The organism is Arthrobacter sp. 05T410, assembly GCF_056396505.1.
This window is the reverse complement of record NZ_JBFTLP010000037.1, coordinates 1-13,581: the sequence shown is the minus strand read 5'-3', so window position 1 is coordinate 13,581 and position 13,581 is coordinate 1. Positions and strand designations below refer to the sequence as shown.

Here is a 13,581-nt window from a genome sequence, read left to right as displayed (position 1 = left end):
AACAAACCGCGCCCGCCTGGGACCGGCTGTACCGACCGCACGAAGGAAAAGGGAAGAACAATGATGTTGAACCGCAAGAACAAGGGCCGGACCGGCCGACTGGGAAGCATGGTGGCCATCACCGCCGTGGCCGCACTGGCGCTGACAGCCTGCAACAGCGGCTCTGCATCCTCGACCGACACCAGCAGCCCCTCGGCAGGCGGCGGGGACCAGAAGATCACCTTCATCCCCAAGCAGCTGAACAACCCGTACACGGACGTTGTTCTGGGCGGCGGCAAGAAGGGCGCCACTGAGGCAGGATTCGCCTCCTCGCAGGTCGTCGGACCGCTGGAAGCCTCCGCCTCCAGCCAGGTTTCGTTCATCAACGCCGAGACGCAGGCCGGCACGAACGTCATCGCGATTGCCGCCAATGACCCCGACGCCGTCTGCACCGCCCTCGGCGAAGCCCGTTCCGCAGGCGCCAAGATCGTCGCGTTCGACTCGGATACCAATCCCGACTGCCGCGACATCTTCATCAGCCAGGTCGTCGCCAAGGACGTTGCCTTGATCCAGACCAAGCTGATTTCCGAGCAGATCGGCGGCAGCGGCGAGATCGCCATCCTATCCGCCACCGCCAACGCCACCAACCAGAACGAGTGGATCAAGTACATGGAGGAGGAGCTCGCCTCCAACCCCGCGTACAAGGACATCAAGCTTGTGGCCAAGGTCTACGGCGATGACAACGACACCAAGTCCTTCCAGGAAGCCCAGGGCCTCATGCAGGCCCACCCGAACCTGAAGGGCATCATCTCGCCCACCACCGTGGGCATCGCCGCCACCGCCCGGTACCTCTCAACGTCCGCCTACAAGGGCAAGGTTGCCCTGACCGGGCTCGGACTGCCGAATGAAATGCGGCCCTTCGTGAAGGACGGAACCGTCAAGGAGTTCGCCCTCTGGGATCCGGCGCAGCTCGGCTACGTGGCGGCGTTCGCCGGCAAGGCCCTCAAGGACGGCAAGATCACCGGCGCCGAAGGGGATACCTTCACCGCCGGCGAACTGGGCGAACGCAAGGTCGAAAAGGGCGGCCTGGTGATCGTCGGCCCGCCGACGGTCTTCAACGCCGAGAACATCGACAAGTACAACTTCTGATCCGTTCCTGACCCATCCCGAGCGGCCGGGCGGGCCGCCGACAGCCCGCCCGGCACCTCACCACTTCACTCCGTTCCGCTTCACCGGTGCCGCAGCACCGGGCCCACGGCGTCAACTCCACAGCCGTGCCCGGAAACCACGTTCCGGAGCCCCAGATCCCCCTTTTCATGCCGGAAGGCCCCACATGAACCAGAAACAACCGGCAGACCGGCTGCTGCAACCGCACCGGCGCCGCCCCACCCGCATCGGGCTGGTCTCCGGCGGTCTCGGCGCCTACTGGCCCCAGTTCCCGGAGCTGCTGCCGCAGCTGCGGGAGTCCGTCCGGTACGTCACCGGCCGCTTCCAGGAGCTCGACGCCGACGTCGTCGACACCGGCTTCATCTCCGACGCGCAGGAGGCCGCCGCGGCCGGCGAAAAGCTCCGCGTCGCCGACTGCGACCTCATCGTCATCTTCCTCACCACGTACCTGACATCCTCCATGGTCCTGCCCATCGCCCAGCGCGCGAAGACCCCCGTCCTGGTGATCGACCTGCAGCCAACCGAAGCGATGGACCACGCCAACTTTGACACCGGCAAGTGGCTGGCCTACTGCGGCCAGTGCCCGGTGCCGGAGGTCGCCAACGTCTTCCGCCGGGCCGGGATCGACTTCCGCTCCGTCTCGGGGCACCTTAAGCAGGAGTCCGCCTGGGAGCGGATCACCGCGTGGGTCCACGCCGCCGGCGTCCGCGCCCGGCTCCGCAATGCCCGGCACGGGCTCATGGGCCACCTCTATCCGGGCATGCTCGATGTCGCCACCGACCTCACCACCGTGTCCACCACCTTCGGCTCCCACGTGGAGGTGCTCGAATTCGATGACCTCCGCGAACGGGTCAACGCCGTCACGGAGGCGGAGGTGACCGAACGGCTCGGGCTCGCCCGCGAACTTTTCGTTGTGGATGACTCCGTGAACGACGACGACTTCGCGTGGGGTGCGAAGGTGTCCGTCGGCCTGGACCGCCTTGTGGAGGACTTCGACCTGGACTCCGTGGCCTACTATCACCGCGGACTGGCCGGCGAACAGCACGAACGGCTCGGCGCCGGGATGATCCTGGGCTCCTCCATCCTGACGGCCCGGGGCATCCCGATGGCCGGCGAGTTCGAGCTGCGGACCTCCATCGCCATGCTGGCGGCCCAGGCGATCGGCGCCGGGGGATCATTTACCGAGATCCAGGCCCTGAACTTCCTCGACAACGTGGTCGAAATGGGACACGACGGCCCGGCCCACCTGGCCGTGTCCGCCCAGGACCCGCTCCTGCGCGGACTCGGCGTCTACCACGGCAAACGCGGCTGGGGCGTCTCGGTCGAATTCGATGTTCGCCGCGGCCGCGTCACCACCTTCGGCCTCGGCCAGGACCCGGACGGAAGCTACGTGTTCGTCACCTCCGAGGGCGAGGTGGTTCCCGGCCCGCTCCTGCAGATCGGCAACACGACCTCCCGGGTGGACTTCGGCGGGGACCCCGGGCTCTGGGTGGATGTCTGGAGCCAGACCGGAATCGGCCACCACTGGGCCCTATGCGTCGGCCACCGCGCCGCCGACATCAAGGCTGCCGCATCCCTGCTGGGCATCGAACACCGCCACGTGGTGCTCTCATGAGCACGCAACGCGTCTGCTTCCAGCTCCAGGTCAAGCCCGCGCTGATCGGGGAATACACCCGCCGGCACGCGGCCGTCTGGCCGGAGATGCTCCGGGCCCTGAAGGCCTCGGGCTGGAACAACTACTCACTCTTCCTCCGGCCCGACGGGCTCCTGGTCGGCTATTTCGAAACGGACAGCCTGACCGAAGCCCAGGCCCGGATGGCAGCCACTGACGTCAACGCCCGCTGGCAGGCCGAGATGGCCGGCTTCTTCGACGACCTTGCCGGAGCGCCGGACCAAGGCTTCCTCCAGCTCACCGAAATCTTCAATCTCGAGGACCAGTTGTCCGCGGCCAACGCCGCCGGGGACAACCACCAACCGCAGAAGGAACAACCATGAACACCACAGAAACGGCCCTGGGCCGCCTCGGGGAACTCGCCATCGAGGTCCCGTCCTGGGCCTACGGCAACTCCGGCACCCGCTTCAAGGTGTTCGGCACTCCCGGCACCCCGCGCACGGTCCACGAGAAGCTGGCCGACGCCGCGAAGGTCCACGAACTCACCGGACTCGCGCCCACCGTGGCGCTGCACATCCCCTGGGACAAGGTGGAAGATTACGCGGCCCTGAAGGAGTTCGCGGCGGGCCTCGGCGTGGGACTCGGCACTATTAACTCCAACACCTTCCAGGACGACGAGTACAAGCTTGGTTCCCTGACCTCCTCGAACCCTGCGGTCCGCCGCCGCGCGATCGACCACCACCTCGAGTGCCTGGAGATCATGAACGCCACGGGCTCGCGGGATCTGAAGATCTGGCTCGCGGACGGCACCAACTACCCGGGCCAGGACGACATGCGCGGCCGGCAGGACCGCCTGGCCGAGTCGCTGCAGGAAATCTACGCGGCCCTGGGCGACGAGCAGCGCCTGGTGCTGGAGTACAAGTTCTTCGAGCCGGCTTTCTACCACACCGACGTTCCGGACTGGGGTACCTCCTACGCCCAGACCCTGGCCCTGGGCGAGAAAGCCTTTGTCTGCCTCGACACCGGCCACCACGCCCCCGGCACCAACATCGAGTTCATCGTCATGCAGCTGCTGCGCCTGGGCAAGCTCGGCTCCTTCGACTTCAACTCCCGCTTCTACGCGGACGATGACCTGATCGTCGGTGCGGCGGATCCCTTCCAGCTCTTCCGCATCATGCACGAGGTCATCCGCGGCGGCGGGTTCGGCAAGTCCGCAGGAGAGAATTCAGCCGTCGCCCTGATGCTGGACCAGTGCCACAACCTGGAGGAAAAGATCCCGGGCCAGATCCGGTCCGTGCTCAATGTCCAGGAAATGACCGCCCGCGCCCTGCTGATCGACACCGATGCGCTGGCCGAGGCCCAGCGCAGCGGCGACGTCCTGGCCGCCAACGGCATCTTCAACGATGCCTTTTACACCGATGTCCGCCCCGCGCTGGCGCAGTGGCGTGAATCCCGCGGCCTGCCCGCGGACCCGATGGCCGCCTTCAAGGCCAGCGGTTACCAGAAGAAGATCAACGAGGACCGCGTCGGCGGCCACCAGGCCGGATGGGGCGCTTAAATAATGACCAATAAGACTGTTGAAGAACTGATCTCCCGTTCGAACCGCCTCGGCGCGGACAAGCGGAACACCAACTTCGCCGGCGGCAACACCTCCGCCAAGGGCACCGAAAAGGACCCCGTGACCGGCGACGACGTCGAGCTCCTGTGGGTCAAGGGCTCCGGCGGTGACCTGGGCACGCTGAAGGCCGAGGGCCTTGCCGTGCTGCGGCTGGACCGGCTGCAGGCGCTCAAGAACGTGTACCCCGGCGTCGAGCGTGAAGACGAAATGGTCGCCGCGTTCGATTACTGCCTGCACGGCAAAGGCGGTGCCGCGCCGTCGATCGATACCGCCATGCATGGCCTGGTCGACGCCGCGCACGTGGACCACCTGCACCCGGACTCCGGGATCGCCATTGCCACGGCCGCCGACGGCGAGGCCCTGACCAAGGAGATCTTCGGCGAGAAGGTGGCGTGGGTGCCGTGGCGGCGCCCCGGCTTCCAGCTCGGCCTGGACATCGCCGCGATCAAGGACGCCAACCCGCACGCCGTCGGCACCATCCTCGGCGGCCACGGCATCACCGCCTGGGGCGCCACCAGCGAGGAAGCCGAAGCCAACTCGCTGTGGATCATCGAGCAGGCCGAGGAGTACATCAAGGACCACGGCAAGAACGAACCGTTCGGACCCAAGCTGCCCGGCTACGCCGCCCTCCCGGAAACCGAGCGCCGCGCGAAGGCCGCCGCCCTGGCCCCCGTGATCCGCGGACTCGCCTCGACGGACAAGCCGCAGCTCGGGCACTTCAGCGACGACCCCGCCGTCCTGGCGTTCCTCGAAGCCGCCGAGCACCCGCGGCTCGGCGCCCTGGGCACGTCCTGCCCGGACCACTTCCTGCGCACCAAGGTCAAGCCGCTGGTCCTGGACCTGCCCGCCGACGCCCCGGTTGAAGACTCCGTGGCCCGGCTGAAGGAACTCCACGCCGCCTACCGCGAGGACTACCAGGGGTATTACGACCGGCACGCAACCCCGGACAGCCCCGCCCTGCGCGGCGCGGACCCGGCGATTGTGCTGGTGCCCGGCGTGGGCATGTTCTCCTTCGGTGCGAACAAGCAGACCGCCCGGGTGGCGGGGGAGTTCTACCTCAACGCAATCAACGTCATGCGCGGCGCCGAAGCCGTCTCCACCTATGCCCCGATCGAGGAAGCCGAGAAGTTCCGGATCGAATACTGGGCCCTGGAAGAGGCCAAACTGGCCCGGATGCCCAAGCCGAAATCCCATGTTGGCCGGATCGCCCTGGTGACCGGGGCGGCGTCGGGCATCGGCAAAGCGATCGCCACCCGCTTCGCCGCCGACGGCGCGTGCGTGGTCATCGCTGACCTGAACCTGGACAACGCCCGGGCCGTGGCCGCGGAACTCGGCGGCGCCGACGTCGCCATCGGGGTCCAGGCCGACGTCACCGACGAAGCCCAGATCGCCGCCGCCATCCAGGAAGCCGTCCTGGCCTTCGGCGGACTGGACCTGGTGGTCAACAACGCGGGGCTCTCCATCTCCAAGCCGCTGCTGGAAACCACGGAAAAGGACTGGGACCTCCAGCACAACGTCATGGCCAAGGGCTCGTTCCTGGTGGCCAAGGCGACCGCGCAGGTGATGATCGGCCAGGAGATGGGCGGGGACATCATCTACATCTCCTCCAAGAACTCCGTGTTCGCCGGCCCGAACAACATCGCCTACTCCGCCACCAAGGCAGACCAGGCCCACCAGGTCAGGCTCCTCGCCGCGGAACTGGGCGAGTACGGGATCCGGGTCAACGGCATCAACCCCGACGGCGTGGTCCGAGGCTCCGGGATCTTCGCCGGCGGCTGGGGCGCCAAGCGCGCCGCCGTCTACGGCGTGCAGGAAGAGGAACTGGGCAAGTACTACGCCCAGCGCACCCTGCTCAAGCGCGAAGTGCTGCCCGAAAACGTGGCCAACGCCGCCGCCGTGCTCACCGGCAGCGAGCTCTCCCACACCACGGGGCTCCACATCCCCGTGGACGCCGGCGTGGCCGCGGCCTTCCTGCGATGAGCCTTCCTGCGATGAACGCGGTGCCACCAGCGGATACCGACGGCGGCCGGTTTGCCGGCAGTGCTTTTGCCGCAATCGACATCGGTGCGTCCTCGGGCCGGGTCATCCTGGGCCGGGTCGCGGGCAGCCCCGGTGGGGCGAGGGCCGAGCTGGAGACCGTGCACCGGTTCCCCAACGGGGTCAAGGAGCTCGACGGCGGCCTCCGCTGGGACTTCGACGCGCTGTTCGCCGAGGTCCTCGCCGGGCTCGCGGCCGCCGCCACGGCGGCCGCGGCCCGCGGCGAGAGCATCGCCAGCATCGGGATCGACACCTGGGCCGTGGACTACGGGCTGGTCAACGACGCCGGTGACCTGGTCGCGGCGCCGTTCAGCTACCGCGACGACCGGTCCCGTGCCGCCATCTCCCGGGTCCACGAAAAACTCGATCCGGCCCGGCTCTACGCCACCACCGGGCTGCAGTTCCTGCCGTTCAACACGATCTACCAGCTCGCCACGGAGCCGGCGCTGGAGGGGCTGCAGGCGCTGCTCATCCCGGACCTCATCGGGTTCCTGCTCACCGGCCAGCGCCGCACCGAGGCCACCAACGCCTCCACCACCGGGCTCTTCGACGCCGTCGCGGGGGAGTGGGCCACGGAGTTCCTCACCGCGCTGGACCTCCCCACGAACCTGTTCCCGCCGCTGATCCAGCCCGGCGAGACCGTCGGCACCCTCACCAAGGACATCGCGGGACGCCTGGGACTTCCCGAAACCACGGCCGTGGTGGCCGTCGGCTCGCACGACACCGCCTCGGCCGTCGCCGCCGTACCGGCGGACGCCGGAGGTGTTAACGACAATTTCGCCTACGTCTCCTCCGGCACGTGGTCCCTGGTCGGCGTCGAACTGTCCCACCCGGTCCTGACCGAGGCCAGCCGGACCGCGAACTTCACCAACGAACGCGGCGTGGACGGCACCATCCGCTACCTGCGCAACGTCGGCGGCCTCTGGCTGCTCAGCGAATGCCAGCGCACCTGGGCCGCCGAAGGCTACCGGCCCGGGCTCGAGGAACTGCTCGACGCGGCCGCGACTCTTCCGCCCGGCGGCCCGGTCATCAACGCCGACGACCCCTGTTTCATCGCTCCGGACAACATGCCCGAACGGATCCGGGGCGCGGTCCGGAACACCGGTGCTGTCTTGCCGGAGCATCCCGCGCACATCGTGCGGTGCATCCTGGACAGCCTTGCCGCCGGCTACGCCCGGACCATCGCCGACGCCGAACGGCTCGCGGACGTCCGGGCCGGCGTCGTGCACATTGTGGGCGGCGGATCCCAGAACCGGCTCCTGTGCCAGCTCACCGCCGACGCCACCGGCAAACGCGTGATCGCCGGACCCGTGGAAGCCACGGCCCTGGGCAACGTCCTGGTCCAGGCCCGCGCCGCAGGCGTGCTCAGCGGCGGGCTGGGGGAGCTGCGCGCCGTGGTGCGTGCCTCCCAGCACCCGGCGGAGTACGTGCCCTCAGCCCGGGCCGCACACCAGAGTGTCGTCCCCAGCGGAGGTGCCCAGTGAGGATCGCGCTTTTCGCCACGTGCATCGTTGACGCCATGTACCCGGCCACGGCCCGCGCCACGGTGTCCATCCTGGAACGCCTCGGCCACGAGGTCATCTTTCCGGCCGGCCAGGCCTGCTGCGGGCAGATGCACGTCAACAGCGGCTACCTCAAGGAAGCGCTGCCCGTCGTCGCCAACCATGTGAAGGCCTTCGAAGAAGATGAGTACGACGTCGCCGTCGCACCTTCCGGTTCGTGTGTCGCCTCCGTGAAGCACCAGCACCCCATGGTCGCCCGCCGCTGCGGGGACGCCGGGCTGGAGGCCCGGGCCGCCGCCGTCGGAGCCAAAACCTACGAGCTCTCCCAGCTCCTGGTGGATGTCCTGGGCGTCACCGACGCGGCGGCGCAGCTGGGCTCGTACTTCCCGCACCGGATCACCTACCACCCCAGCTGCCACGGCATGCGCCTGCTCCGGCTCGGCGACCGCCAACTGGACCTGTTGCGCTCGGTCGGCGGCATCGAACTGGCCGAACTGCCCGAGGCCGACCAGTGCTGCGGCTTCGGCGGCACCTTCTCGATGAAGAACGCGGACGTGTCCTCGGCGATGCTGGCGGACAAGACCGCCAACATCTGCGGCACGGGCGCCGAACTTTGCGCCGGCGGCGACGCGTCCTGCCTGATGCACATCGGCGGCGGACTGTCCCGGCAGGGCAGCGGCGTCACCACGATGCACTTCGCCGAGATCCTGGCCAGCACCCTCGAGAATCCCGCTGCCGTCTCCGGCGACGTCCGCCTCACCACCGGAAGGACCGCACGATGAGCGGCACATTCCTGGGGATGCCGTCCCTGCCGGTCTTCGGCATCGGCAACCTGCACGAACACGAGCCCTTCCCGAAAGCCGCCCGCCGCGAGCTCGGCAACACCCAGCTGCGGGCCAACCTCGGCCACGCCACCCGGACCATCCGGGACAAGCGGCTGGCCGTCGTGTCCGAACTCCCCGACTGGGAGGAGTTGCGCGAGGCGGGCCGGGCGATCAAGGAATCCGTCATGGCCCGGCTGCCGGAACTGCTCGAAGAGTTCGAGGCGAACTTCACCGCCCGAGGCGGGACCATCCACTGGGCCCGCGACGCCGGCGAAGCCAACAGCATTGTCGCCGCCCTCATCCGGGACCAGGGCGCCGACGAGGTGGTCAAGGTCAAGTCCATGGCCACGCAGGAAATCGGCCTCAACGAATACCTCGAAGAACAGGGCATCGCGGCTTACGAGACCGACCTCGCCGAGCTCATCGTCCAGCTGGACCACGACAAGCCCAGCCACATCCTGGTCCCGGCTATCCACAAGAACCGCAGCCAGGTCCGGGACATCTTCCTGCGCGAAATGGAGGGGGTGGATCCGGAGCTCACCAACGAGCCGGCGCGCCTCGCCGCGGCCGCCCGGGCACACCTGCGCCGCAAGTTCCTCAGCGCCAAGGTGGCCGTGTCTGGCGCGAACTTCGCCCTCGCGGACTCCGGGACCCTCGCCGTCGTCGAATCCGAAGGCAACGGGCGCATGTGCCTGACGCTGCCGGAAACGCTCATCACCGTTATGGGCGTCGAAAAACTGCTGCCGGGCTGGGAGGACCTCGAAGTGTTCATGCAGCTGCTCCCGCGGTCCTCCACCGGCGAGCGGATGAACCCCTACACCTCGCTGTGGACCGGCGTCACGCCCGATGACGGGCCGCAGAACGTCCATCTGGTCCTGCTGGATAACGGACGCAGCGCCGCCCTGGCCGACGAAATGGGCCGCTCCGCGCTGCACTGCATCCGTTGCAGCGCCTGCATGAACGTGTGCCCCGTCTACGAACGCACCGGCGGGCACGCCTACGGATCCACCTACCCGGGCCCGATCGGCGCGATCCTGTCGCCGCTGCTGACCGGGATCACGGCCGAGGAGAACAACTCCCTGCCCTACGCCTCCTCACTGTGCGGCGCCTGCTACGACGCCTGCCCGGTGAAGATCAACATCCCGGACATCCTGGTGCACCTGCGCGGCGAGGACGTGGACAGCAAACGCGGCAAGAAGCGGCTGCCGAGCCAGATGGACCTGGGCATGAAGGCGGCCTCCTGGGCGCTGTCCTCCGGAAAGAATCTCGGCCTCGTGGAGAAGGTGCTGCCGCTGGGCCGGCTTGCCACCGGCCCGGACCGGAAAATCACCAAACTGCCCGGCATCGCCGCCGGCTGGACCCAAAGCCGGGACATCCCTGCACCGCCCGCACAGTCCTTCCGGCAGTGGTGGGACAAGGAACACCGCGCCGCCGGCCCCGATGCCCCCGGCCCGGAGTCCGCCGGCCCAGGATCAGCCGGAACAGAGGAGAACCCGTGAACGCACGCGCAGACATACTCGACCGGATCCGGTCGGCCCTCCGGGACGCTCCGGCGGTACCGGAGGTGCCCCGCGACTACCGGCGCTCCTCCGAGCTGAGCGGGGAAGCGCTGATCGAGCTGCTGACGGACCGGCTCCTCGACTACAAGGCAAACGTCTTCGTCGAGGAAGCCGCCGCGGTGCCGCAGCGGCTCGCCGCGTTGCTGGAGGGCACCGGCCGCTACGCTGTGCCACACGGTCTGGACCAGGCGCTGTTCTCGGAGGCGGACGCTCACGACGGCGGCTCCGGCCGCCGCGTCACGGACGCCCCCGGGCAGCGGCTCAGCGTCGAGGAGCTCGACGGGATTGACGCCGTCGTCACCGGCAGCGCCGTCGCCGTCGCCGAAACCGGCACCATCATCCTCGATGCCGCACCGGACCAGGGGCGCCGGGTCATCAGCCTCGTCCCGGACCGGCACATCTGCATCGTCCGGGCCGGGGACATTACCGCCATCCTGCCGGAGGCCCTCCGCCGGCTCGACGGCACCCGCCCGCAGACCTGGATCAGCGGCCCCAGCGCCACCAGCGACATCGAACTCGAACGCGTCGAAGGCGTCCACGGCCCCCGGACCCTGGACGTCGTGATCGTCCGGAGGTAGGCGGGAGGCCGGGGCCCGCTTCCTGCCAGCACGAGGGACGCGGGGCCTCCTGGTTGGCGGTGATGGCCCCGGAAAGTCGTTTGCCCCGATCACTCAGAGGAAACTCATGGTCTTCTCAGCAGGGAGTTGAACCATGGAAGCATGTACCTAGTCGACCCCAGAGCCTATGCGCATCGCCTAATGCACCCTGGCGCCTGGTTCCGCGCGACAATCCGCCGGCACGTCCCGGCAAGCGACCACGCCCGCGACCAGCAGCCCACGCACTCCAGGTTCGACTATCTGGAGGCTGGCCTCACGGGAACACTGAGCACGGCCCATTCACGGCGCAGGGCCAAGGAACTTGAGCAGGCATTCCGGAACGGCGACGTTTCCTACGAGGACGCGTGCCTGGAGATGGAGCACCTCGACGGGGAGCTGTGAACGGCTGGCAGCGCTCGCTGGGATGAGGGTCCGCTACGATGACGCTATGAGCGCGTGGCTACGCTAGCCCCATTCGGGGGCGGCGACAATGGAAAGGCATTCCATGATGAAGCGCGCTCTGCCACATGCACTGTTCTATGTCTTTGGACACCGTGTCTGCTGTGGCGCCATTCCTAACTGGACCGCTCACGTCGGCCAGAAGTGGGACACCTTTGATGTCGCACCCTACAACCTCTACAACGTCATCTGGCGCGCTCAGAACTGGGTCCTGCAGAACTGCAACGACTAACCGTCTCGGAGCGTTCTATCGCGTAAGAACTGCTCCGGCACCTGAGCTGGGAGGGGGCCCGAATGGGGCTGGGCGTAGGGTGGAAGTTGGACGAAAGGAGCACTTCATGAAGAAAATCCTCATGGTACTGACCAGCGTTTCCGAGATCGGCGATACCGGAGAGAAGACCGGCTACAACGTGGCGGAGGCTGCACATCCCTGGAAGGTCTTCAAGGATTCCGGGCATTTCGTCGATTTCGCGTCCATCCAGGGCGGACAGCCTCCGCGCGACGAGGTGGACTCAGAAGATCCCATACAGGTCGCCTTCACGGAGGACGAGACCACGCGCGCCGGACTCTACAACACTGCCCGCGTCGACGTCGTTGACCCCGACCAGTACGACGCCGTCTACCTCGTGGGCGGCCACGGCACCATGTGGGACTTCCCGGACAGCGAAGGCTTGCAGAATCTGGTGGCCAGCGTCTACAACGCCGGCGGCTTGGTGGGCGCGGTCTGCCACGGACCGGCCGGTCTGCTGAATGTGGAATTGAAGAACGGACTTCGCCTCGTCGAGGGCCGGAAGGTGGCCGCCTTCACCAACGACGAGGAGGTTGCCGCAGGGAAGGACAAGGTCATCCCGTTCTTCTTGGCCGACCGACTTGAGGAACAAGGCGCCACCCACGTCTCCGCTGACGTCTTCGAGGAGAAGGTCGTGGTTGACGACCGGCTGGTGACCGGCCAGAACCCGGCCTCAGCCGCCGGCGTGGCCAAGGAGATGGAGAAGCTCTTCGCAGAGGTCATCCATCAGGAAAAAGCCGAGGAACAGCACGACGCGGAGGCTCTGCGCGCCGAGAAGGACGCCGAGAAAGACGCCAAGAAGGCTGCCGCAGAAGCGGAGCACTAGCACCAAGATCGCACTGAAACTGGCGGCCACCCCGGCAACGGGGTGGCCGCCTCCGCTCTGCGGCAATCGCGAACACAAAACAAGGATCAGTAGCCGTACTTGTTGACCACGACCTGCACAATGTTGGTGTCGTCGTCCCGACCGTAGTCAGTGATCGTGATGCGTACGTTCCATCCGTCGATGACGCCAATGCCCCGGCAGTCCAGTCCGCCTGCATTGATCCTCTGTTCCCGTACGCATGGCTTGTACTCCTGTGGCGTCAAACCCACCTGCTGAACGTACCGCTCCAGGTCACCCTCCCGGTACTTCCGGTGAGTGTCCCAACGGTATGCGTACTGGGAGCAAGGTCCATCGAGCGGGATGCACAGCGCACTGCCCACCGGCTCCTGCGTTCTTAAGGGTTCCCATCCCGGCTCTGGCTGGAGGCGGTCGGCAATCGTCTTGAGCTCAGCGACAATCTGATCGCTCTTCCACGATGACCAGAGGAAGAAAGCGGTGACAAAGGCAACCGTTACTGCCAGCACACCGAGCCATATTTTGCGGCCCCTGCTCATTCTCGTCCCGCTCCCCACGGCGTACCTCTCTGGTTGTGAGACCCGCAGCGCCGACGGACTTAACTGGCGCGGCGGTAACGGATGTGGGTGGCCAGCGGTGAGTGGAGCACCTCGGCGGGCTCGACGCCGAAGGATTCAACCCCGTCGAAAATACGTTCGCCCGAACCGAGCAGGACCGGTGCGATGTCGAGGGTGAGCTCGTCGATCACGCCGGCGATCAGTGCCTGCCGGACAGTGGAGGCCCCGCCGGCGATGTCCACGCCCTTGTCCCCGGCGGCCTGGCAGGCGGCGGAGTAGGCCGCGTCGAAGCCCTCGGTGACGAAGTGGAAGGTCGTTCCGCCGTCCATCTGGATCGGGTCGTGTCCGTGATGGGTCAGCACGAACACCGGCGCGTGGTACGGCGGTTCGGCTCCCCACCACCCTGTCCAGTCCTCATCCCAGTCCCCGCGGACCGGGCCGAACATGTTCCGACCCATCACATACGCGCCCCGTGGGCGCATGAGCCACTCGTTCGCGACCTTGTCGGCATCGTTGGCCCGCGGGTCGCCGATGTGCCAGC

The 13,581-nt window shown here is 67.5% G+C and carries 14 protein-coding genes; 12 read left to right on the top strand and 2 right to left on the bottom strand.

The window, feature by feature from the left end:
- Window positions 1-60: 60 nt before the first annotated feature.
- The 12 genes from rhaS (at window position 61) to AC1DFR_RS22025 (ending at window position 12,468) form a co-directional block, all read left to right on the top strand.
- Entirely contained in the window at window positions 61-1,128 is a 1,068-nt protein-coding gene (gene rhaS, locus AC1DFR_RS22080) for a rhamnose ABC transporter substrate-binding protein (protein WP_084476154.1), read from the top strand.
- Window positions 1,129-1,312: 184 nt separating this feature from the next.
- A complete protein-coding gene (locus AC1DFR_RS22075) occupies window positions 1,313-2,761 on the top strand; it encodes an arabinose isomerase (RefSeq protein WP_476874479.1) in 1,449 nt (482 codons plus the stop codon).
- Window positions 2,758-3,141, top strand: coding sequence for an L-rhamnose mutarotase (locus AC1DFR_RS22070; RefSeq protein WP_476857784.1), 384 nt, complete (start codon window positions 2,758-2,760; stop codon window positions 3,139-3,141). The genes AC1DFR_RS22075 and AC1DFR_RS22070 overlap by 4 nt, the downstream gene beginning before the upstream one ends.
- Window positions 3,138-4,316, top strand: coding sequence for an L-rhamnose isomerase (gene rhaI, locus AC1DFR_RS22065; protein ID WP_476870987.1), 1,179 nt, complete (start codon window positions 3,138-3,140; stop codon window positions 4,314-4,316). The genes AC1DFR_RS22070 and rhaI overlap by 4 nt, the downstream gene beginning before the upstream one ends.
- A 3-nt stretch (window positions 4,317-4,319) precedes the next feature.
- Entirely contained in the window at window positions 4,320-6,356 is a 2,037-nt protein-coding gene (locus AC1DFR_RS22060; RefSeq protein WP_476870986.1) for a bifunctional aldolase/short-chain dehydrogenase, read from the top strand.
- Between the two features lie 11 nt (window positions 6,357-6,367).
- On the top strand, window positions 6,368-7,897 hold the full coding sequence (locus AC1DFR_RS22055; protein WP_476874478.1) for a rhamnulokinase: 1,530 nt from the start codon (window positions 6,368-6,370) through the stop codon (window positions 7,895-7,897).
- Window positions 7,894-8,697, top strand: a complete 804-nt coding sequence (locus tag AC1DFR_RS22050; RefSeq protein ID WP_223914436.1) for a (Fe-S)-binding protein — start codon at window positions 7,894-7,896, stop codon at window positions 8,695-8,697. The genes AC1DFR_RS22055 and AC1DFR_RS22050 overlap by 4 nt, the downstream gene beginning before the upstream one ends.
- A complete protein-coding gene (locus AC1DFR_RS22045; RefSeq protein ID WP_476874477.1) occupies window positions 8,694-10,238 on the top strand; it encodes a LutB/LldF family L-lactate oxidation iron-sulfur protein in 1,545 nt (514 codons plus the stop codon). Before AC1DFR_RS22050 ends, AC1DFR_RS22045 begins: the two co-directional genes overlap by 4 nt.
- Window positions 10,235-10,876: a LutC/YkgG family protein gene (locus AC1DFR_RS22040; protein ID WP_476874476.1), complete on the top strand. Its 642-nt coding sequence runs from the start codon at window positions 10,235-10,237 to the stop codon at window positions 10,874-10,876. Before AC1DFR_RS22045 ends, AC1DFR_RS22040 begins: the two co-directional genes overlap by 4 nt.
- Before the next feature lie 180 nt (window positions 10,877-11,056).
- The gene (locus AC1DFR_RS22035; protein WP_476857777.1) at window positions 11,057-11,296 is read left to right on the top strand and encodes a hypothetical protein; all 240 of its coding nucleotides are present in this window, start codon (window positions 11,057-11,059) and stop codon (window positions 11,294-11,296) included.
- 103 nt (window positions 11,297-11,399) lie between these two features.
- Entirely contained in the window at window positions 11,400-11,585 is a 186-nt protein-coding gene (locus tag AC1DFR_RS22030; RefSeq protein ID WP_476874475.1) for a hypothetical protein, read from the top strand.
- A gap of 106 nt (window positions 11,586-11,691) precedes the next feature.
- Window positions 11,692-12,468 carry a type 1 glutamine amidotransferase domain-containing protein gene (locus tag AC1DFR_RS22025; RefSeq protein WP_476874474.1) on the top strand — a complete coding sequence of 259 codons (777 nt, stop codon included), beginning with the start codon at window positions 11,692-11,694 and terminating at the stop codon, window positions 12,466-12,468.
- A gap of 86 nt (window positions 12,469-12,554) precedes the next feature.
- Here AC1DFR_RS22025 and AC1DFR_RS22020 read toward each other — a convergent pair whose 3' ends face one another.
- The gene (locus tag AC1DFR_RS22020) at window positions 12,555-12,992 is read right to left on the bottom strand and encodes a hypothetical protein (RefSeq protein WP_476874473.1); all 438 of its coding nucleotides are present in this window, start codon (window positions 12,990-12,992) and stop codon (window positions 12,555-12,557) included.
- A gap of 89 nt (window positions 12,993-13,081) precedes the next feature.
- Window positions 13,082-13,581: dihydrofolate reductase family protein (locus AC1DFR_RS22015; protein ID WP_476874472.1), on the bottom strand; the 500-nt coding region annotated here is incomplete at its 5' end.

Excerpts from the sequence above, each read along its gene's own strand:
- rhaS (WP_084476154.1), top strand. The coding sequence starts at position 61 with ATGATGTTGAACCGCAAGAACAAGGGCCGGACCGGCCGACTGGGAAGC.
- AC1DFR_RS22075 (WP_476874479.1), top strand. The coding sequence starts at position 1,313 with ATGAACCAGAAACAACCGGCAGACCGGCTGCTGCAACCGCACCGGCGC.
- AC1DFR_RS22070 (WP_476857784.1), top strand. The coding sequence starts at position 2,758 with ATGAGCACGCAACGCGTCTGCTTCCAGCTCCAGGTCAAGCCCGCGCTG.
- rhaI (WP_476870987.1), top strand. The coding sequence starts at position 3,138 with ATGAACACCACAGAAACGGCCCTGGGCCGCCTCGGGGAACTCGCCATC.
- AC1DFR_RS22060 (WP_476870986.1), top strand. The coding sequence starts at position 4,320 with ATGACCAATAAGACTGTTGAAGAACTGATCTCCCGTTCGAACCGCCTC.
- AC1DFR_RS22055 (WP_476874478.1), top strand. The coding sequence starts at position 6,368 with ATGAACGCGGTGCCACCAGCGGATACCGACGGCGGCCGGTTTGCCGGC.
- AC1DFR_RS22045 (WP_476874477.1), top strand. The coding sequence starts at position 8,694 with ATGAGCGGCACATTCCTGGGGATGCCGTCCCTGCCGGTCTTCGGCATC.
- AC1DFR_RS22035 (WP_476857777.1), top strand. The coding sequence starts at position 11,057 with ATGCACCCTGGCGCCTGGTTCCGCGCGACAATCCGCCGGCACGTCCCG.
- AC1DFR_RS22030 (WP_476874475.1), top strand. The coding sequence starts at position 11,400 with ATGATGAAGCGCGCTCTGCCACATGCACTGTTCTATGTCTTTGGACAC.
- AC1DFR_RS22025 (WP_476874474.1), top strand. The coding sequence starts at position 11,692 with ATGAAGAAAATCCTCATGGTACTGACCAGCGTTTCCGAGATCGGCGAT.